Origin of the sequence: Hansschlegelia quercus (genome assembly GCF_004310425.1) — a bacterium.
GTDB classification, from domain to species: domain Bacteria; phylum Pseudomonadota; class Alphaproteobacteria; order Rhizobiales; family Methylopilaceae; genus Methylopila; species Methylopila quercus.
In genome coordinates, this window is sequence record NZ_SIUB01000005.1 from 200,496 (window position 1) to 220,258 (window position 19,763).

General features: G+C 68.3%; 15 protein-coding genes. 7 read left to right on the forward strand and 8 right to left on the reverse strand.

Annotated features, from left to right (window positions below; genetic code table 11):
* Positions 1-64 precede the first annotated feature (64 nt).
* The 6 genes from ntrB to EYR15_RS11930 are packed head-to-tail and all read left to right on the forward strand — an operon-like array spanning position 65 to position 9,164.
* Positions 65-970, forward strand: a complete 906-nt coding sequence (gene ntrB, locus EYR15_RS11905; protein WP_131003762.1) for a nitrate ABC transporter permease — start codon at positions 65-67, stop codon at positions 968-970.
* Positions 971-981: 11 nt separating this feature from the next.
* Positions 982-1,779 (forward strand): ABC transporter ATP-binding protein, encoded by a 798-nt coding sequence (locus EYR15_RS11910; RefSeq protein WP_131003763.1) that lies wholly within the window; start codon positions 982-984, stop codon positions 1,777-1,779.
* Positions 1,780-1,789: 10 nt separating this feature from the next.
* Complete coding sequence (locus EYR15_RS11915; protein ID WP_131003764.1) at positions 1,790-3,004, forward strand: NAD(P)/FAD-dependent oxidoreductase; 1,215 nt, start codon at positions 1,790-1,792, stop codon at positions 3,002-3,004.
* 16 nt (positions 3,005-3,020) lie between these two features.
* Positions 3,021-4,823, forward strand: a complete 1,803-nt coding sequence (locus EYR15_RS11920) for a NirA family protein (RefSeq protein WP_131003765.1) — start codon at positions 3,021-3,023, stop codon at positions 4,821-4,823.
* A gap of 2 nt (positions 4,824-4,825) precedes the next feature.
* Positions 4,826-6,460, forward strand: a complete 1,635-nt coding sequence (locus EYR15_RS11925) for a sulfite reductase subunit alpha (RefSeq protein ID WP_131003766.1) — start codon at positions 4,826-4,828, stop codon at positions 6,458-6,460.
* A 28-nt stretch (positions 6,461-6,488) separates the two neighbouring features.
* Positions 6,489-9,164, forward strand: coding sequence for a nitrate reductase (locus tag EYR15_RS11930; protein WP_131003767.1), 2,676 nt, complete (start codon positions 6,489-6,491; stop codon positions 9,162-9,164).
* A gap of 10 nt (positions 9,165-9,174) precedes the next feature.
* On the opposite strand, the gene EYR15_RS11935 is transcribed toward EYR15_RS11930, so the two are convergent.
* From EYR15_RS11935 to EYR15_RS11955, 5 genes are all read right to left on the reverse strand, one after another.
* On the reverse strand, positions 9,175-10,221 hold the full coding sequence (locus tag EYR15_RS11935) for a sensor histidine kinase (protein ID WP_131003768.1): 1,047 nt from the start codon (positions 10,219-10,221) through the stop codon (positions 9,175-9,177).
* The gene (locus EYR15_RS11940) at positions 10,218-10,655 is read right to left on the reverse strand and encodes a response regulator (protein WP_131003769.1); all 438 of its coding nucleotides are present in this window, start codon (positions 10,653-10,655) and stop codon (positions 10,218-10,220) included. The genes EYR15_RS11935 and EYR15_RS11940 overlap by 4 nt, the downstream gene beginning before the upstream one ends.
* Complete coding sequence (locus tag EYR15_RS11945) at positions 10,652-12,178, reverse strand: sensor histidine kinase (RefSeq protein WP_245498276.1); 1,527 nt, start codon at positions 12,176-12,178, stop codon at positions 10,652-10,654. The genes EYR15_RS11940 and EYR15_RS11945 overlap by 4 nt, the downstream gene beginning before the upstream one ends.
* 121 nt (positions 12,179-12,299) lie before the next feature.
* Positions 12,300-13,007, reverse strand: a complete 708-nt coding sequence (locus EYR15_RS11950; protein WP_131003770.1) for a lytic transglycosylase domain-containing protein — start codon at positions 13,005-13,007, stop codon at positions 12,300-12,302.
* A 37-nt stretch (positions 13,008-13,044) separates the two neighbouring features.
* A complete protein-coding gene (locus EYR15_RS11955; RefSeq protein WP_131003771.1) occupies positions 13,045-14,157 on the reverse strand; it encodes a calcium-binding protein in 1,113 nt (370 codons plus the stop codon).
* 201 nt (positions 14,158-14,358) lie between these two features.
* Here EYR15_RS11955 and EYR15_RS11960 point away from each other — a divergent pair, with 201 nt between their 5' ends.
* Complete coding sequence (locus EYR15_RS11960; RefSeq protein ID WP_131003772.1) at positions 14,359-15,645, forward strand: glycosyltransferase family 87 protein; 1,287 nt, start codon at positions 14,359-14,361, stop codon at positions 15,643-15,645.
* Positions 15,646-15,648: 3 nt separating this feature from the next.
* Here EYR15_RS11960 and EYR15_RS11965 read toward each other — a convergent pair whose 3' ends face one another.
* The 3 genes from EYR15_RS11965 to EYR15_RS11975 all read right to left on the reverse strand — a co-directional run bounded on the left by EYR15_RS11965 (position 15,649) and on the right by EYR15_RS11975 (position 19,685).
* Positions 15,649-17,664, reverse strand: coding sequence for an acyltransferase family protein (locus tag EYR15_RS11965; RefSeq protein ID WP_131003773.1), 2,016 nt, complete (start codon positions 17,662-17,664; stop codon positions 15,649-15,651).
* 81 nt (positions 17,665-17,745) lie between these two features.
* Positions 17,746-18,192: a GtrA family protein gene (locus EYR15_RS11970; RefSeq protein ID WP_245498277.1), complete on the reverse strand. Its 447-nt coding sequence runs from the start codon at positions 18,190-18,192 to the stop codon at positions 17,746-17,748.
* A complete protein-coding gene (locus tag EYR15_RS11975) occupies positions 18,189-19,685 on the reverse strand; it encodes a UbiA family prenyltransferase (protein ID WP_131003774.1) in 1,497 nt (498 codons plus the stop codon). Before EYR15_RS11975 ends, EYR15_RS11970 begins: the two co-directional genes overlap by 4 nt.
* Positions 19,686-19,763 lie beyond the last annotated feature (78 nt).

Sequence of the window (19,763 nt, forward strand, 5' to 3'; positions counted from 1 at the left end):
TCCGCGGGCGGCGCCGTCACGCGTCGCCCGCGCCCCGACGGACCCCATCGGAGCACGCACGCTCATGACCCAGACAGCCGCAGCAGCGTCCAATGTCACGCCGCTCAAGACGACGCCGCCGGCCTCCGCCACGGTCGTCGCCTTGCCGCCCGCGAAGAAGCCGTTCTTCGGCCCGCGCACGAAGACGCGGCTGATGGAGATCGCGGCGGTCGTCATCCCGCCGCTTCTGACCACCGCGGCGCTCCTGCTGTTGTGGGAGATGCTCTGCCGATCGCCGACGGCCTCGCTGCCGGCGCCCTCGAAGGTGATCGCCGACACCTGGGAGCTGATCGTCAACCCGTTCTACGACAACGGCGGCAACGACAAGGGCCTGGGCTGGCAGCTCTATGCCAGCCTGAAGCGCGTCGCGCTCGGCTATACGCTGGCCGCAGTCGGGGGCATCGCGCTCGGCGCGCTGGTCGGCGGCTCCACCTGGGCAATGCGGGGCCTCGACCCGGTCTTCCAAGTGCTGCGCACCATCCCGCCGCTCGCCTGGCTGCCGCTGTCGCTGGCCGCGTTTCGTGACGGCGAGCCCTCGGCGATCTTCGTGATCTTCATCACAGCGATCTGGCCGGTGATCATCAATACCGCAGTCGGCATCCGCAATATCCCGCAGGACTACAAGAACGTCGCGCAGGTCCTGCGGCTGAACCCATTCGAATACTTCACGAAGATCATGCTGCCGGCGGCCGCGCCTTACATCTTCACCGGCCTGCGCATCGGCATCGGCCTGTCGTGGCTCGCGATCGTCGCGGCCGAGATGCTGATCGGCGGCGTCGGCATCGGCTTCTTCATCTGGGACGCGTGGAACTCGTCGCGCATCAGCGACATCATCCTCGCGCTCATCTACGTCGGCGCGGTCGGCTTCGTCCTCGACCGCATCGTCGCCCTCATCGCCGTCGGGGTCACCCGCGGCACGGCCAACGCGTGAGAGTGAGCGACATGACCAAACCGTTCCTCAAGATCGAGCACGTGGAAAAGAGCTTCTCCCGCGGGGCGATGACCAACGAGGTCCTCAAGGACATCTCGATGGAGGTCGCCCAAGGCGAGTTCATCTCCATCATCGGCCATTCCGGCTGCGGGAAGTCGACACTGCTCAACATCGTCGCCGGCCTCACGCAGGCGACGAAGGGCGTGGTCTTCCTCGAAGGCAAGGTCGTCGACGAGCCGGGCCCGGACCGCGCGGTGGTGTTCCAGAACCACAGCCTCCTGCCGTGGCTGACGGCCTACGAGAACGTCGCGCTCGCCGTCGACAAGGTGTTCGCGCGGACCAAGTCGCGCGCCGAGCGCCACGAATGGACCATGCGGCAGATCGAGCTGGTCAACATGGCTCACGCCAAGGACCGCCGCCCGTCCGAGATCTCAGGCGGCATGAAGCAGCGCATCGGCATCGCCCGCGCGCTCGCCATGCAGCCCAAGGTGCTGCTCCTCGACGAGCCGTTCGGCGCCCTCGACGCGCTGACGCGCACGCATCTGCAGGACCAGGTCATGCAGATCCAGACCGAGCTCAACAACACCGTGCTGATGATCACGCACGACGTCGACGAGGCCGTGCTGCTCTCGGACCGCATCGTCATGATGACGAATGGCCCCTCGGCGCGCATCGGCGAGATTCTCGACGTGCCGCTGGAGCGCCCGCGCAAGCGGCTCGAGCTGGTCTCCGACCGCACCTACATCGCGGCGCGCGCCGCGGTGCTCAAGTTCCTCTACGAACGTCATCGCTTCGTCGAGGCGGCCTGAGGGCGCGTTCATGGAACAGACCCGCCTCGTCGTGATCGGCGCCGGCATGGCGGCCCTCCGGCTCCTCGAGGAGCTGAAGAGCGCCTGCCCCGGACGCTACGCCGTGACCGTCTGCGGCGCGGAGCCGGAGCCGGCCTATAACCGCGTGCTGCTATCCTCGCTGCTCGCCGGCGAGGCGGCGGATGAAGACATCCGACTAAAGGATCGCGCCTGGTACGGGGCGTCCGGCTATCGCCTGTTCACCGGCGCGGCGGCGACCGGGATCGACCGCGAGGCGAAGCGCGTCCGGCTGGGCGACGGCCGGCTCGTGCCTTACGACAGGCTGGTCATCGCGACCGGCTCGGAGGCGATCCGCCTGTCTTTGCCCGGCGCGCATCTTCCGCAGGCGCTGGTGTTCCGCGACCGGCTCGACGCCATGCGGCTCCGCGAACTCGCGGGACCGGGCCGACGCGCGGTCGTGATCGGCGGAGGGCTGCTCGGGCTCGAGGCCGCCTATGGCCTAGTCAAGCTCGGCTGCGAGACGACCGTCGTGCATCTCGCCGACCGGCTGATGGATCGCCAGCTCGACAGCAAAGGCGCCGCCACGCTGCGGCGCGCTCTCGAGGCCAAGGGCGTCCGCTTTGCGCTCTCGGCCTCCAGCGTCCGGATCGCCGGCGAGACGCGGGTCGAAGGGCTCGATCTCGCCTCCGGCGAGACGCTGCCGGCCGACATGGTCGTCATGGCGGTCGGCGTCCGGCCGAACGCGACGCTCGCCAAAGCCGCGGGGATCGCGGTCAACCGCGCGATCGTCGTCGATGACGCCATGCGCTCGTCGGACCCCGACGTCTTCGCGCTCGGCGAATGCGCCGAGCACCGCGGGGCGGTCTACGGCCTCGTCGCGCCGGCCTACGAGCAGGCGAAGACGCTCGCCGCCTTTCTCGCCGGCGACGAGACGGCGGCTTATCCCGGCAGCCTGCTCTCCACCAACCTCAAGGTTTCCGGCGTCTCGGTGTTCTCCGCAGGCGCGATCGAGGCAGAAGACGGCGACGAGACGATCGTCCTGTCCGACCCCGGCCACGGCCATTACCGCAAGCTGATCGTCCGCGACGACCGGCTGAAGGGCGCGATCCTCGTCGGCGAGGCGTCTGACGCCCTTTGGTACCTCGACCTCATCGCGAGCGGCGCGGCGCTCGGGCCTATGCGCGACGACCTCGCCTTCGGGCGCGGCTTCGCGGTCGCGGCCTGAGAGGGAACCTGAGCTGATGAGCGAAGATTTCTCCCCCGACCAGAAGCGCTACCTCGAAGGCTTCGTCTCCGGCGTGCAGGCGATCCGCGGCTCGCGCGGCGTGGCCGGCTTTGGCGGCGTCGTGCCGTTCCAAGGCCAGCCGGCGACGAACGCGCCGCAGGCCGAGCCCGTCCCGGCCGGCCCTGACGCCATCCACCTCGAGGCGATGGCGCGGTTCGAGAAGGACGGCAAGAAGCTCTCCCCGCAGGAGAAGGCCAAACGCGACGAGCACCCGTTCGACGCATATGCGCGCTTCAAGGGGCTCGCCAAAGAGGACAAGTTCGCCAAGCAGCTGGATGACTTCCGCATCCGCTTCCACGGGCTGTTCTATGTCGGCCCGACACAGGATTCGTATATGTGCCGGCTCAGGATCCACAATGGGATCCTGAAGGCCTGGCAGTTTCGCGGCGTCGCCGATCTCTCCGAACAATATGCCGGCGGCTACACCCACGTCACGACGCGGGCCAACCTGCAGGCGCGCGAGATCAGCGCCGCGAACGGCATCCCCTACATCGAGGGGCTCGTCGATATGGGGCTGACCTCAAAGGGCTCGGGCGCCGACAACATCCGCAACATCACGGGCACGCCCACCGCGGGCATCGATCCGCAGGAGCTCGTGGATACGAGGCCCTACGCCAAGGAGTGGCATCACCACATCCTCAACGACCGCACGCTGTACGGCCTGCCGCGCAAGTTCAACGTGGCGTTCGACGGCGCGGGCACGATCGCGGCGCTGGAGGACACCAACGACATCGGCTTCCAAGCCATCCAGGTGAAGGACGGCGCCGGCGTGGAGCCCGGCGTCTGGTGGCGCCTGGCGCTGGGCGGCATCACCGGCCACAAGGATTTCGCGCGCGACACCGGCGTGGTGGTCCCGCTCGACCAGGCGATCAAGGTCGCCGACGCGATCATCCGCGTCTACATCCGCAGCGGCAACCGCACGGACCGCACCAAATCGCGGCTCAAATACGTGCTCGACGACTGGGGATTCGAGAAGTTCCTGCAGGCCGTCGAAGCCGAGATGGGCGTCAAGCTCGTACGGCTTTCCGGCGACCATGTCGCGCCGCGGCCCGAGAGCGGACGGATGACGCATGTCGGCGTCCATCCCCAGAAGCAGGATGGGCTGAACTGGGTCGGCGTCGGCCTCACGCTCGGACTGATGAGCTGCGAGCAGATGCGCAAGCTCGCCGACATCTCCGAGCGTTACGGCGACGGCGATATCCGGCTCACCGTCTGGCAGAACCTGCTGATCTCGGGGGTCAAGACCGAGGACGTCGCAACCGTCGAGCAGGCGATCGCCGACATCGGCCTCACCACCAAGGTCTCGAACGTGCGGGCCGGCCTCGTCGCCTGCACCGGCAACAAGGGCTGCAAGTTCTCCGCCGCCGACACCAAGGGCTTCGCCGACAAGATCGGGACCCACATCGACGAAATCGGCCTGACGATCGACACCGCGATCAACATCCACGTCACCGGCTGCCACAATTCCTGCGCCCAGCATTACATCGGCGACATCGGCCTGATCGGCGCGCGCGTGCCCGTCGAGGACGACGACACGGTCGACGGCTTCAACCTTCATGTCGGCGGCGGGTTCGGTCCCGACGCCTCGATCGGCCGCGAGCTGATCCAGAACGTCAAGGGCGAGGACTGCCCGGCGATCGTCGAGAAGATGCTGCGCGGCTACCTCGCCAGGCGCGAGGGCGACGAGACCTTCGCGGGCTTTGCCCGTCGCCACGAGATCGCTGAGCTCAAGACGATCTTCGAACTCGAGGGAGCCTGAGCATGACAGCCCAGAGCCAGGTCCTCCCGCCGCTTGTCCCGGAAAACGCTCCGTTCAGCCCCGAGCAGCGCTCCTGGCTGAACGGCTTCTTCGCCGGTCTGCTGTCGATGGACGGCGGCGTGCAGTCGCTGTCGCGCGAGGCCGCCACCGCGCTGCTCGGTTCGCCTCTGCCCGGAGAGCAGGCCGCGCCGGAAGCCGAGGAGGATGACGGCGCGCCGTGGCACGACGCGTCGATGGCGATCGACGAGCGGATGCAGCTCGCGGAAGGCCGCCCGCTCAAGCGCCGCATGTTCGCGGCCATGGCTCAGCAGGATTGCGGCCAATGCGGCTATCTCTGCGAGAGCTATTCGCAAGCGCTCGCGGCCGGCGAGGAGACCAAGCTCAACCTCTGCGTTCCCGGCGGCAAGGAAACGCAGCGCATGCTGAAGAAGCTCGCCGTCGAGCTCGACGGCGGCGCTTCCGCAGCTCCTGCGGTCGACGCGCCCGCCCCGGTCGCAGCGCTGGTGAACGAGCCCGGCCGCTCGCGCGAGAGCCCGGTCGAAGCGACCTTCCTGTCGAAGCGGCGCCTCAACGGCGACGGGTCCGACAAGGAGACAAACCACATCGAGATCGACCTCACCGAGTGCGGCCTGACCTACGAGCCGGGCGATTCCTTCGGCCTGTTCGCGAGCAACGCGCCCGAGCTCTGCGCGGCCGTCGCGGCGCGGCTCGACGCGAGCCTCGACGAGCAGGTGACGCATGCCGGCGAGACGCACGCCCTCTCGGCCTGGCTTTCCGAGAAGGTCGCGCTCGGCGCCGCCCCCGACGCGCTGTTCGAGCTGCTTGCGGTTTACGTTGACGACGCCGACGACAAGACCAAGCTCGCGCGCCTTTCAGAGGGCGAAGATCCGGACGGCGATCTCGCAACGCTCGACGTGCTGGCGGCGCTCGAGAAGTTTCCCGAGGCCAAGCCGCCGGTGGCTGAGGTCCTCGGCGCGCTCGAGCCGATGCAGCCGCGGCTTTATTCGATCTCCTCGGCGCTTTCCGCCGATCCGGGCAAGGTCAGCCTCACCGTCGACTGCGTGCGCTACCGCGTCGCCGACCGCACCCGGCTCGGCCTCGCCTCGACCTATTTGTCGGACCGCGTCGAGCCCGGCTCCAAGCTCAAGGTCTACGTCCAGAAGGCGCACGGCTTCGCGCTGCCGAAGGACGGCGCCGTCCCGATCATCATGGTGGGTCCCGGCACCGGCATCGCGCCGTTCCGCTCCTTCCTGCGCGAGCGGAGAGCGATGTCTGCGACCGGCGGCGCCTGGCTGTTCTTTGGCCACCAGCGCGAGGCGACCGACTTCTTCTATCGCGACGAGATCACTGAGCTGCAGCAGGCCGGCGCGCTGACGAAGCTGTCGCTCGCCTGGTCGCGCGACGGGGCCCAGAAGATCTACGTGCAGGACCGCATGCGCGAGGCCGGCGCGGAGCTCTGGAGCTGGCTCGAGAGGGGCGCGCATTTCTACGTCTGCGGCGACGCCAAGCGCATGGCGGCCGACGTCGAGAAGGCGCTTGCCGACATCGTCGCCGAACATGGCGGCAAGGGCGCGGAGGCGAAGGCCTATCTGGCCGAGCTGAAGAAGGCCGGCCGCTATCAGGCGGACGTCTATTGATGGGCGGGATGACGCCCGGCGCCCGCCCGTGAACGCGCACGCCGCAGAGGCGCCCGCGACACGCACGACCTGCCCTTATTGCGGTGTCGGCTGCGGCGTGCTGGCGAAGCCCGATGGCTTGGGCGGCGCGACGATCGCGGGCGACCCCAAGCATCCGTCGAACTTCGGGCGGCTGTGCTCGAAGGGCTCCGCTCTCGGCGAGACGCTGTCGCTCTCAGCGCGCCTGCTTCATCCGGAGATCGATGGCCGCCGCGCGACCTGGGACGAGGCGCTCGACGCGGTCGGGGAGGGTTTTCGCCGGACGATCGCCGAGCACGGGCCGGGCGCGGTCGCGATCTATCTGTCGGGCCAGTTGCTGACCGAGGACTATTACGCCGCGAACAAGCTGTTCAAGGGCTTCCTCGGCTCGGCCAATGTCGACACCAACTCCCGGCTCTGCATGTCGTCCTCGGTCGCGGGCCACAAGCGGGCCTTCGGCGCCGACACCGTGCCCGGAACCTATCGCGACCTTGAGACCGCGGACGTCCTCGTCCTCGTCGGCTCCAACGCCGCGTGGTGCCACCCCGTGCTCTACCAGCGCATGCTGGCGGCGAAGGTCGCGCGCGGCTCCAAGATCGTCACGATCGACCCGCGCCGCACTTCGACCGCGGAGGAGTCTGATCTCCATCTTCCTCTGAAGGCGGGAACCGATACGGCCCTGTTCTGCGGCCTCCTCGTCCGCCTTGCGGAACGCGGCGCCATGCGCGCCGGCTTCGTCGCGGACTTCACCGAGGGCTTCGACGCAGCGCTCGCGCGCGCGAAAGAGATCGCACCGGACGCGGCGGCGACGGCGACGGCCTGCGGCCTCGCGCTGGCTGACGTCGAGGCTTTCTTCGCGCTCTACGAGACCACGGAGCGCGTCGTCACCCTCTATAGCCAGGGCGTGAACCAATCCTCGCAGGGGACCGACAAGGTCAACGCCATCATCAACGTCCACCTCGCGACCGGCCGCATCGGGCGCGAAGGCATGGGGCCGTTCTCGCTCACCGGCCAGCCCAACGCCATGGGCGGCCGCGAGGTCGGCGGGCTCGCGAACCAGCTCGCCGCTCATATGGGGTTCGAGCCGGAGGCGGTCGACCGCGTCGGCCGGTTCTGGAACGCCGCCGCCATGGCGAAGGCGGACGGGCTGAAGGCCGTCGACATGTTCGACGCGATCGAGCGCGGCGAGATCAAGGCGCTGTGGGTGATCGGGACCAACCCGGCTGTTTCGCTGCCCAGAGCGGACGCGGCTCGCCGCGCCCTGGCCAAGCTCGACTGCTTCGTCGTCTCCGAGAACGTCGCCTCGAACGACACGCTGGGCGCGGGCGCGACCATCCGGCTGCCGGCGGCGGCCTGGGGCGAAAAGGATGGGACGATCACCAACTCGGAACGCCGCATCTCGCGGCAACGCGCCTTCCTTGCGCTGCCGGGCGAGGTGCGGCCGGACTGGCAGGCGATCGCCGGCGTCGCCGCACGCCTCGGCTTCGGCGAAGCCTTCGCCTGGCGCAGCCCCGGCGAGATCTTCCGAGAGCACGCGGCCCTTTCCGCCTTCGAGAATGATGGCGCCCGCGACTTCGACATCGGCGCGCTGGCGGACCTCGACACGCGCGATTACGACCTGCTCGAGCCCGTCCAGTGGCCGGCTCGGAAGGGCGTGGGTCGGGCGGAAAGCCGGTTCTTCGCTGAGGGCGACTTCTACACTCCCGACCGTCGCGCCCGCTTCGTCGCAGTCGCGCCGCTTGCGCACGCCGCCGAACCCACGGCGCCCTACCCCTACCGGCTCAACACCGGCCGCATCCGCGACCAGTGGCACACGATGACGCGCACGGGCCTGAGCCCACGCCTCGCGAGCCACATCGCCGAGCCCTTCCTGGAGATCTCTCCGGAAGACGCAACGCGCGATGGGATCGTCGACGGCGGCTTCGCGCGGGTTTCGACGGAGCATGGCGCGGCGATCCTGCGCGTCCGCGTCGATCCCGCCGCCCGGCCGGGAACTCTGTTCGCGCCGATCCACTGGAACGGTGAAACGGCGAGCCACGGCCGCGTCGGCGCGCTGGTCCACGGCTTCGTCGATCCCTTCTCTGGCCAGCCCGACGCGAAAGCGACGCCTGCGGCAGTCTCGCCGGTCGATTACGCAATCCAGGGCTTCGCCCTGTCGCAAGAGGGGTTCGGCGCGACGCCCGATAATTTCTGGTGGGCCAAGGCTGCGGCGCCCAAGGGGTTTGGTCTGATCTTCGCGGGAGACGCGCCGCCTTCGCTCGAAGGGCTGATCCCCGGCCTCGAGCCGACCGACGAGATCGTCGATCTCGTCGACCCTGCCCGCGGGACGTACCGCGCCGCGATCTTCCGGGACGGCGCGCTGCAGGCGGCGCTGTTCGTCGGACCTCAGCGTCAGGAGAGCGCCTGGACTTACCTCCGCGCTAAGCTCGGCGAGCCGCTCACGACAGGCCAGATTCGCTCGCTGATGCTCGCCGGCCGCGCAAGCGACGGCGCTGAAACCGGGCCGCTGGTCTGCGCCTGCCACGGCGTGCCGAAGGGCGTCATCGAAGGCGCGATCCTCGGCGGGTGCGCGGATGCGACCGCCGTCGGCGCGGCGACGAAGGCCGGCACGAACTGCGGCTCCTGCCTGCCGGAAATCCGCCGGATGCTCGCGGCGACGCGCGAACGCGAGGCCGTGCCAGCCTAAGAGAGTGGGATCAGGCCGGAAACGCCAGCACGATCCGCGTGCCGGAATGGCCGGCGTCGCGCTCGATCCGCGACTGGATGCTCGCCGCCATCGTGCGGACGATCTTCTGGCCGAGCCCGGTGCCGCGGGGCGCCGCGTCCTCGCTCATGCCGACGCCGTCATCCTCGACGCTGAGCGAGATGGTCGAGCCGTCGCGCGCAAGGCGCACGCGCACCTCCCCGGACTCGCCTGGGCCGTAGGCGTATTTGAAGGCGTTGGTGACGAGCTCCGTCACGATCACGCCGAGCGACACCGCCCGGTCCGTCGCGACCTTCATCGGCTCGACGATGAGCGAGATCGTATAGGGCCGGTCGCTCGTGCGGAGCGAGCCTTCGAGCTCCTCGGCGAGACCGGTCAGATACTCGTCCATGTCGACCGAGCGGACGTCCTGCGACGTGTAGAGCCGGCGGTGGATCTGGGCGATCGCCAGGATGCGAGCCTCGGTCTCCCGCATCATCTCGCGGGCCGGCCCGTCCGGCAGCGTCGAGGATTGCAGGTGCACGAAGGCGGAGACCAGCTGCAGTGAATTGCCGACCCGATGGTTCACCTCGCGCAGCAGCGTTTCTGCGCGATCCCGCGACTCGACGACGGCGCGCTCTGCGGCCTCCTTCAGCCGCCGCATCTCGCCCTGGTTGATCGCCTGAGCGATGGCGGCGCGCAGCAGCGCCAGGAACTCGCCCGCGACATCCTTGATGACGTAGTCGCTCGCGCCGGCCTTCAGCGCCGCGATCGCGACGCGCCCGTCATCGGTCCCGGTGACGTAGATCACCGGCGGCGCCTGCGGCAGCGACTTCAGCGCGGGCAGCAGGTCGAGCCCGGTCTCGCCTGCAAGGAAATGGTCGAGCGCCACCACGTCGAAACGCTGTTCGCTAAGCAGCTTCAGGCCTTCCGCGCAGGTGGCGACCACCGCGACTTCGTAGCCCGCCCTTTCGAGATCGCGCGAGACGAGACGGCGCAAGCCCTCGTCATCCTCGATGTAGAGGACTTTTCCGAGCGTCCCGGAGGGCGGCTGGATCATGCGTCAGGAACCTGCATCACCGACAGGAACAGGCCGAGCTGGCGGATGGCCGTCGCGAAGGTATCGTAGTCGACGGGCTTGGTGATGTAGACGTTGCAGCCGAGGTCGTAGCAGCGCTGAATCTCGACCTTGTCATCCGTCGTCGTCAGCACGACGACCGGCGCGCGCTTCAGCCGCTCATCGTTCTTCAGGATCGTCAGGATGTCGATGCCGGTCATGTCCGGCAGATTGAGGTCGAGCAGGATCAGCATCGGTCCGTTGCCGGCGACCTCCTCGGACGTCAGATAAGCGAGCGCCGAGGTGCCGTCGGTGAAATGGCGGATCTCATTGTTTACGCCGGCGCGCCGCACATTCTTCTCGATCAGGCGGGCGTGGCCCTCGTCGTCCTCGATCATGCAGATGACGACGGGACGTTGCGATCGGCTGGGACTCATGACGCTGCGCTTTCAGCTTGCGGCCGATATGCGGCCGGGAAGGTGAGCAGGAATGTGGAGCCCCGTCCGGGCTCGGAGGTCAAGGAAATCGTGCCGCCGAGCCTGCGGACGCTTGCGCGCACGAAGGCGAGGCCGAGGCCGTCGCCGGGCTGATCCTGGGCGCCGGCGCGGCGGAACAGCTCGAAAACGCGCTCATGGTCCTTGGCGTCGATGCCGCGGCCATTGTCCTCGATGAAATAGTCCACCATGGCGCCCCTCCGCTTACCCCGCACGACGACGCGGCCGGGACGCGAGCGATCCAGATACTTCACGGCATTTTCTATCAGGTTTTGAAAAACCTGCTCGATCGCCAGCCTGTCGGTCACGAGCGGCGGCGTCTCTGGCTCCACCACGATCTCGGCGTCGGCGGCGAGCGCCTGCTGGTGCACGGTGCGGGCGATGCCTTCGGCGAGGTCCTTTATCGATACGCTCTCCGGCGTGACGACCCGCCGCCCCTCGCGGGACAGCTTGAGGATGGCGTTGATGAGGCGGTCCATCTTCGCGGTCGAGGTGCGGATGAAACCGATCGCCTCCGGCAGGTCTTCCTCCACCGCGAGCCGCGCATCCTCCGTCACGAGCCCGGGATCGCGCTTCTTGAAAGCGTCGAACTGGTCCTTGAGGACGGCGCGTGAGGCGTCGAGTTCGCTCGTGAAGCCCATCACGTTGACGAGCGGCGCTCTGAGGTCGTGGCTGACGATATAGGCGAAGCGCTGGATCTCTTCGTTCGCGCGGATGAGATCGCCGGTGCGCTCCACGACCGCCGCCTCGAGGCCGGTATTGGCGCTTTCGAGCTGCTTCTGGGCGGCCGAGAGGGTGCGCGTCTGACGCCGAACGATGACCTGCGCGAAGAACGCCAGCACGGCGGCGATGAGGAGGCCCAAGACGACGACGAAGAGCAGCGAATTCGACGCCGTGGCTGCGGAGGACGAACGGTCGGCGAAGGCCTTGTTCTCCCGCTCCTCCATCCTGATCGCGACGTTGCGGATGTCGCGCATCGCCAGTCGGCCGCGGTCCGTTTCGACGACCGCAAGGGCTTCAGCTTTTCGGCCCGCCCTCTGCAGCTCGACCGTCTGCTTCAGTTCGGCGAGCTTTTCGGTGACCGCGGTCTTCAGCGCTTCGTAATCCGTACGCTGCTCCCCCTCCGGGGGCAGCAGCTCCCCGAGCTTCTTGAGCACGCCGTCCACTTCGCCGAGCGCGCGGTTGTAGGGGAGAAGATATTTCTCGTCGTCGGTCAGCAGGAAGCCGCGCTGGCCCGTTTCGGCGTCCTTGGCGACGGCGAGGGCCTGCATGGTCTGGCGACCAGTCTCCAGCGTCCGCGCCGCCTGAAGGTTGAAGTCGGCCGCCCGGTCCACCAACCAGACCGAAGCCGCGCCGACCGCGACAAGGGCCGCGAAGCCCAGGATGAGCAGGGTGATTTCACTACGCTCGACGCGGCCGGTTTCCGGCGTGATCTCAGCGGATGCGTCACTAACGCCAGACGGCACTTACCAGACCTTTGATCGGAGAATTCGTGGAAGGCTGAGCACATGCCGGTTCGACCCGGCGGCGTCCAGAGCTAAATCACGCAGCATCGTGGCTTTAGTCGTCCGAAGACTAACGAAAATGCTATTCGGCGATCCGCAGGCCCGCTCCGCCCGCTTTGTCGAGAGCCTTGCGGCGGAGATCGACCGTGCGCCAGTTGAAGGCCATCCGCACCCGGCCGTTGGAGAGCCGACGCGCCCCGCGGAAGACGCCGGAGGCCGCCGGAGCGCCGAAGGTCGCGACCGGCACCGTTCCGGTCACCTTGAAGCCGCGCTCCGCAAGCAGTTGCCGCACACGGACGCAGTAAGCGACCGAGCGCTGCGAGTAGCGCGTCTCGCCATGACCGGCGCGATACTTCATCACCGTCGCGCAGATGTCGGCGCCCGTCTTGCGCCAGGCTGAGGCGAGGTAGCGCACGCCGTACCGGACATTCGTCTCGGGTTCGAAGAGTTTGGGAAGCGGCTCGGAAAAGCCGAGCATGCGCGCGGTCGAGGGCAGCACCTGCATCAGTCCGATCTCGCCGACGCCGCCGACCGCCCGCGGATTGAAGCCGCTCTCGACGTCCGCGACCGCCTCCGCAATCTCCGGCGGCAGATTCTCCGCCACCGCGGCGTTGCGCACCATCGTGCGGAGCGCCTGCTCGTCGGCCGTGGGCGCTGAATCAGGCGCGGGCGCGGGCGCGGGGGCCGGCGCGGCCTCCGCGACTGCAGGCTGGGGCGCAGGCTCTTCGGCTGCGACCGGAACCGACGAAACGGCGGCGGCCAACAGTCCTGCGAGAAGAACAGACCGCATGCGCGCGCGCTCTCCGGGCGGCGCTCAAGCCGCGCCCTCAGACGATCAGAAAATCGCCCTTCGACAAAGTCGACACGTGATCGAGCACGGCGATGAAGGCCTCTCCGCCCGCGCCCGAGCCGTCGGCGTCATAATAGAGCCGGTGGGAGCTAGTGTCGAAGAGGAACGAGCCGGTGGCGGCGGTCGCATGCGGATCGTCGTTCACGACCAGCGAGAAATTCGTGGTGAGGCCAGCGAACCCCGCGGCCGCGAACTCCAGATGATCAGTCCCGTGGCGGAAATCGGTGATGCGGTCGCCGCCCTCCGCGGCCGAAGCGAAGACGAATACGTCAGCGCCGGACCCGCCGGTCAGCCGATCGCTGCCTGCGCCACCGGAAATCCTGTCGTCGCCAGAGCCGCCATCGATCGTGTCGGCGCCCGACTGGCCCGCAAGCCGGTCGTTTCCGGCGTCGCCATAGATTACATCGCGACCCGTGCCGCCGACGATGCGGTCGGCGCCGTCGCCGCCCCCGAGCCTATCCGCGCCGGAGCCGCCATTGATGGAATCGTTCCCCGCTCCGCCCTCGACGACGTCATTGCCCGAACCGGCGGAGATGCCGTCATTGCCGCTCTCGCCATAGAGACGATCGTTCCCGCTCTCTCCGTAAAGCTTGTCGTCGCCGGTCCAGCCGTAGATCAGGTCGGCGCCGGCGCCGCCATAAACCCGGTCATTGCCGGCCCCGCCGTCGAGCCGGTCGTCGCCGCCATAGCCGTAGAGCCGATCGTTCCCGGCATAGCCGGCAAGGTCGTCATCGGCCGCCCCGCCCGACAGCGTATCGGCGCCGGCGAGAAGATCCGACACCCAGCTGTGGACGTGGTTTCCGACGGCGACCTCGTCGTAATAGGTCTCGAGCGAAGTCGAGATCCCATCGATCTGGCCGACAATTTCGCCCGAAGGATTGTAGAGAAAGACCCCGGTGATCACGCCTGCGGTCGGAGCGTCGTCCGAGTCGAAGGCGAAGCCCGTTCCGCGTAGGACAAGGTCGTAGCCGTCGTCACTTGAAAGGCGGACCGCGGTCGCGCTCGTTGAATCGAGCGCGGCGTCGGGATCGATGAATTGCTCGACCGACAGGCCGTTCACGGCTTCGTCGGTGACGGTTACGACCGCCATGGCTGCTTCTCCCCCAATGCCGATGTGGCGCTGATGCGTCCTTGGGGAGGACGGTGATACCGCTTCTCGACCGAAAGGTGGCGGGATTGCGGCGAAATTCGCCTTGGCCGATCCTTCTCCGCGTTAGCCCTTTCCCAAGGCTTTGGCGCGAATGATGCCGCGCTCGCGCACTTTTCGCGCGCGCCGGGGAGCCCTTGAAGAATGAGCGTGATCGAAGCTGCCCGCGGCCGCGTCTTCGGCCTTGCCTTCGACCGCTGGAGCGTGGTCGCGCTCGCCGGTCTCGGCCTTTGCGGCGCGCTCGTCGCGGCGCTGCTGATGAGGCTCGTGACGGAGACCGGCGGGGTCAACAGCTACGCGCTGCTCGCCGACGCCTTCCTCCACGGCCGATTCGACAGCCCGACCTGCTTCGACAGCGATTGCGCCCGCCTGCCTGATGGCCGGATCTTCGTGATCTTCCCGCCTGTCCCGGCGCTGGTCGCGGCGCCGATCGTCGCGCTGATGGGACCGGGCGCTCATGGCTTCATCGCGATCACCACGGTTCTCGCGCTGATCACCGGCTGGTCGTGGTGGACGATCGCGGGCCGGCTCGGCCTCGGGCGCGAGGCGCAGATCTGGGCGACCGCCGCCTTCATGTTCGGCGCTCCCGCGATCTTCGTGACGCTGCGCGGCGACAATGTCTGGTTCTTCGCGCAAGCCGTGGGTCTCGCTCTGGTCAGCGTCGCGTTCGTGGCGGCCCTCGACCGGCGGTTGCTGCTGGCCGGCGTGCTGATCGGCCTCGCCTTCCTGTCGCGGCAGATGGCGCTGTTCCTCGCCCCGTTCCTGTTCGTGCTGTCGCGCCCAAAAGGCGCGCCGCTGATCGCGTTCGATCGACGGACGATCCTCGACGCCGTGAAGCTCGGCGCGCCGATCCTCGCCGCGATCGGCGTCTATTGCCTCTACAACTGGGTTCGTTTCGGCGCCCCGCTCGACACCGGCTACGCCTATATCGCGGCCTACCCGGCGGCCGACGATCGCAACTTCATCACTTGGCGCGTGCTCGACAAAGGCCTGTTCAATAAGGACTATTTCCTGTCGAACGTGGCCTACATGTTCCTGCAGGGCTTCCATATCGAGTTCGCCGGCAAGTACATGACCGAGATCCACGGCATGGACGGGCTGGGAACCTCGATCCTGGCGGCGAGCCCGTTCGTCTTCTACGCCATCTACGCGAAGGTCGACGCCAAGCTGCTCGTCGGCGCGATCGTGATCGCGATCGTGGGCGGCATCACCCTGTTCTACCACTCGAACGGCTTCTCGCAGCAGAACGTGCAGCGCTACGCGCTCGACTGGCTGCCGGTGCTCTACGTGATCCTGCTGACCGGGGCCTTCACCGGCGATCCCGAAAAGGTCGCGGAGCGGCTGAAGATCTTCAAGCTGCTCACGATCTACGCCGTCGGCTTGAACGTCGCGGCCTTCGCGGTGGCGGCGGTGAGCAAGGGCGTCGTCTGACGGTCAGCGAGCCGCCGCCGTCCCGGATGCGCCCAGCGCGCGCAAGGTCGGCTCGAACAACGGGCTCAACGCGCGTGCGACCGTCGCGGTGATGTGGTCCTCATCGCGGAAGAGAGGCCGGTCGCCGTCTTGGGTTCGGCATCGGTCGGCGTCGCAAAAATACGGTTTCGGGTCGATCACCGCGGCGCCGTATTTCGCAGCCGCGGCGAGGACGATCTCCTTTGCCCGCGCATGCCTGCTGTCCACGAGAGCCCTCGGCGTCGAAAGATCCAATGGGCGGCCCGCCAGCAACGCTTTCGCAGCGGCGTACGGCACGTAGTAGCCGGGCTCCGGCACGCCGAGGACAATGACCGGCTTGACGCCGAGCCGCTTGAGTTCGGCGAGCGTAGCGTCGAGCGCGGCGGCGCATTTGGCGTCTTCCCCGGGAATGGGCGGCGCGATCCTCGCGGGATCAAAGAACATGCCCTCGTCGCCAAACTGGGTGCCAAGCGCGCAGCGCGGCCAGCGGCCCACCAGAAAGGCCAGTTCGATCCGCTTCGAGCCGATCAGCTCGATCGTGGCCTTGGCGACTTCGCGGCACAGGGCTCTCGTGATGTCTCCAGCGCTCGGCGTATCGTAGCCGAGCAGGGGCGCGCAGGACGCGCCTGTCACGCTCAATCCCGCCAGCCCGGCTCGCCGACCGGCGACGTCGAACGCCGGCGCCATCGCCTCGGCATGAGAGTCGCCCCAGACGATGAAGCGCGGCGGGCCGGCCTCCGCTCCGACCTTGCAGACCTGCCCGGAGCGGACCTGCTCCACGCGGAGGTCCTCCGTCGCCCCGCGCTGGATCAGGCAGTCCGCGCGACCTTTGTCCTGATCGTCAATGGCCGCGTAGACCTCTTTCACGCGCGCCGGCAGGCGCTGCGGAAGGCCGTTAGTTCCGACGAACGCCGCGCCTACCGCGCAGCACGCCACGGCGCCGGCGGCGGCGGCCCCGAAGAGCACGTGACGCCGACGCTCCCAGGAGGCGCGGCGGAACGGCTGCTCGATGGTGCACCATGAAATCCAGGCGATGAGGATCGAGATCGCGATGATGAGCGCGGCCTGAACCCAGCTCAGCGAACTGCCTTGCCGGTATTCGGTCAGGACGATCAGCGGCCAGTGCGCGAGATAGAGCGAATAGGAAATCTTGCCGACGAACACCGCGGGACGCGCGCTGAGAAGGCGCGCCGCGGCGGATTGGCCGCCGGCTCCGTTGATGACGAGAGCCGCGCCGAGCGTGGGCAGCAGCGCGCCCATCCCAGGGAATTTGGGACCGGCCTCAAGCACGAGAAACGCTGCGGCGATCAGCGCCAGGCCGAGCCAGGCGGCCGCCTGGTTCTGAAGACGCGGCACGGGCCTCAGCGCAACGAGCCCACCGAGCGCCAGCTCCCAGAACCGGAAGGGAGTAAGGAAGAAGGCCGAGGCATGGTCCTTCGGCAGCATCCAGAGCGACGCTATCAGCGACGCGACGGCGAGCGATGCGATCAAACCGACGGTGGCGCCCCTCGCCTTCTTCCAGACGATCGCGAGCAGCAGAGGGTAGATGAGGTAGAACTGCTCCTCGACGCCGAGCGACCAGGTATGGAGCAGCGGCTTGGCCTGGGCGGCGACGTCGAAATATCCGCTTCTGTTCGCGAACACGACGTTGGAGAAGGCCAGCGCCGCGCCGATCGCGCTCTCGCCCATCCGTCCAAGATCGCTCGGCAGAAGGATCAGCGCGGAGGCCGCCGCCGTGGCCGCGATCGTGACGAACAGCGCAGGCGCGATGCGCCTCACGCGCCGCACGTAGAACTCGGCGAGGCTGAACCGCCCGTTTGCGAGATCCGCCGCCAGAGCGCGCGTGATGACGTAGCCGGAGATCACGAAGAAGACGTCGACGCCCGCGAAGCCGCCGGGCAGCAGGCCACAGGCGTGATAGAGGACGACGGCAAGCACGGCGACGGCGCGCAGGCCGTCGATCTCAGGACGGTAGGACATGCCAGCGGAGCGTGCGGTCATCAGTCGAGGAAGCGCCTTGGGACCGGCGCCTATAACCTCCGGGCGCCCCGAAAGAAAGCGCTCGCGGCCCCTTGTCGCGGCCTAGCCGATCCCACGGAAGGTCAGCAGCCTGTGCCCGACATAGCTCGTCGCGGCGCCGATGCCGATCGCCGCGGCGTGGGCGAGCGGCTCGACCCAGAGCGTCCAGCCGATGGCGGGCGCCGCCACGTGGACAAAGAACAGCGCAAGCGCCCAGACCTCCGCCGCGCCGACGATGTTCACCAGGATGAACTTCCAGAGCTGGTCGGAGGCCCGACCCTCATGCGCCTCGAACACGAAGAAGCGATAGAGGAAGAAGCCGACCACCATGCCGATCGCGTAGGCCGCGACGACCGAGGCGCCGAAGGGCATCACCGCGTTCAGCGGGAAGCGCGCGCCCCAGTTCACCAGCGCCGCGAAGCCGCCCGCGAGCAGGAAGCGGCCGATGCGCTTGGCTTCGGGGCCTGAGAAGCGCGAGGGCCGGTCGGCCGTGGTCCCGGGGCCGCTCACCAGAGTGCGTATCGCGCCGGCGTCACCGCGGCGGCGAAGGCCAGCGCCATCACCAGGCCGAGCAGGATGCTCGGTCCGTCCTTGACGGCGAAGGCCACGGGATCGTCGTTCAGCTCGTCGCGGCCCGACAGCACCCACACCCGGCCGAGCCACAGGAACAGCACGCAAGGAAAGGTCCAGAGGAAGCCCGGCGTGGCGTAGAAGCCGGCGCGGAACGCCTCGTTGATGAGGTAGAGCACCATGACGAGCACGGCCGACATGCCCGTCGCGACGCCCATGCCGATCAGGAACGGAGCGTCCGCCGCGACATAGCCGCGGCCGGCCGCCTTGTTCCCGCCGGAACGCGCCACGCGCACCATCTCGGTGTGCCGCTTGGCGAAGGACAGCGAGCTGAACACGAACATCGAGAACACCAGCAGCCAGGGCGACGCCATGACCTGCGCGAGCGCGATGCCGATCACGAGGCGCAGCGTGAACAGGCTCGCGAGCGTGAACACGTCGAGCACCGCGACCTTCTTCAGCCGGAAGGAATAAGCGAGCGTGATGACGAGATAGCAGACGAGACTCGCGAACGCCGCCGGACCGATCAACGCGGCGCCGCCGAGCGCGATCGAGATTCCGAGCGGGGCCGCCACAAGGCCGGCCGTGATCGGCAGCCGCCCGCTCGCGAATGCGCGCTCGCGCTTCGACCAGTGGCGGCGATCGTCTTCGATGTCCCAGAGGTCGTTCAGCAGATAGGTGGCGGAGGCGAGCACGCCGAGGCAGAGGAAGCCGGCGCCGACGACCGCCCACGCCGAAGGATCGAACGCGCGGCCGCCGAGCACCATCGGCACGAAAACCAGGCCGTTCTTCGCCCATTGATGCACGCGTGCGGCTTTCAGCACGGCGCGGAACGATACGCGCTTGCGGGCAACGACGGTCGCCGCCGGGCGGATCGCTTCCGACGCCTTCCGGACCGAAGACGACGCGCCGACGACGACGCTTTCGGACGCCGCGCGCCAGACGGCGAGATCGGCGCGGCCCGACCCGGCATAGGCGAAGCCCTCTGGGAAGCGTTGGCTGAGAGCTCGTGCGCGTCGCTCGGCCGTGAAGTCCGAGGCTCCATCGCTCGCGATCACGCCGTCGACGAAACCGAGCCTGCCGGCGACCCCCGCTGCGAACGGAGCGTCGGCCGAGGTCGCGAGATAGACCGCGCGGCCTCCGGCGCGTTCGCGCTCGAGCAGGGCGACCAGCTCCGCGTTCAATGGCAAATGCGCGCCATCGATTTCGACGCGCGCGGCCAGCTTGCGGCGCAACCCCTCGCGGCCCCCGGTCACGAGCCAGAACAGCAGCGTGAAGAGATGGAGCGGACTGCTCCGGAGATAAGCGAGCGCAGCCTCGGCCACGAGATCCGATCGCGCCAGCGCCCCGTCGAGGTCCACGACCAGAGGCGACGCGTTTTCTCGGGCGCGAGGCGGCGCCGCGGTCTCGACAGGAAGTGTCGCAAGCGTCATGACGCTGCCCCGGAAACGTGATCGCATCCGCCGCGACGATGCGGCGCGCAACGCCTTGCTACCTCACTTCGGTTAAGA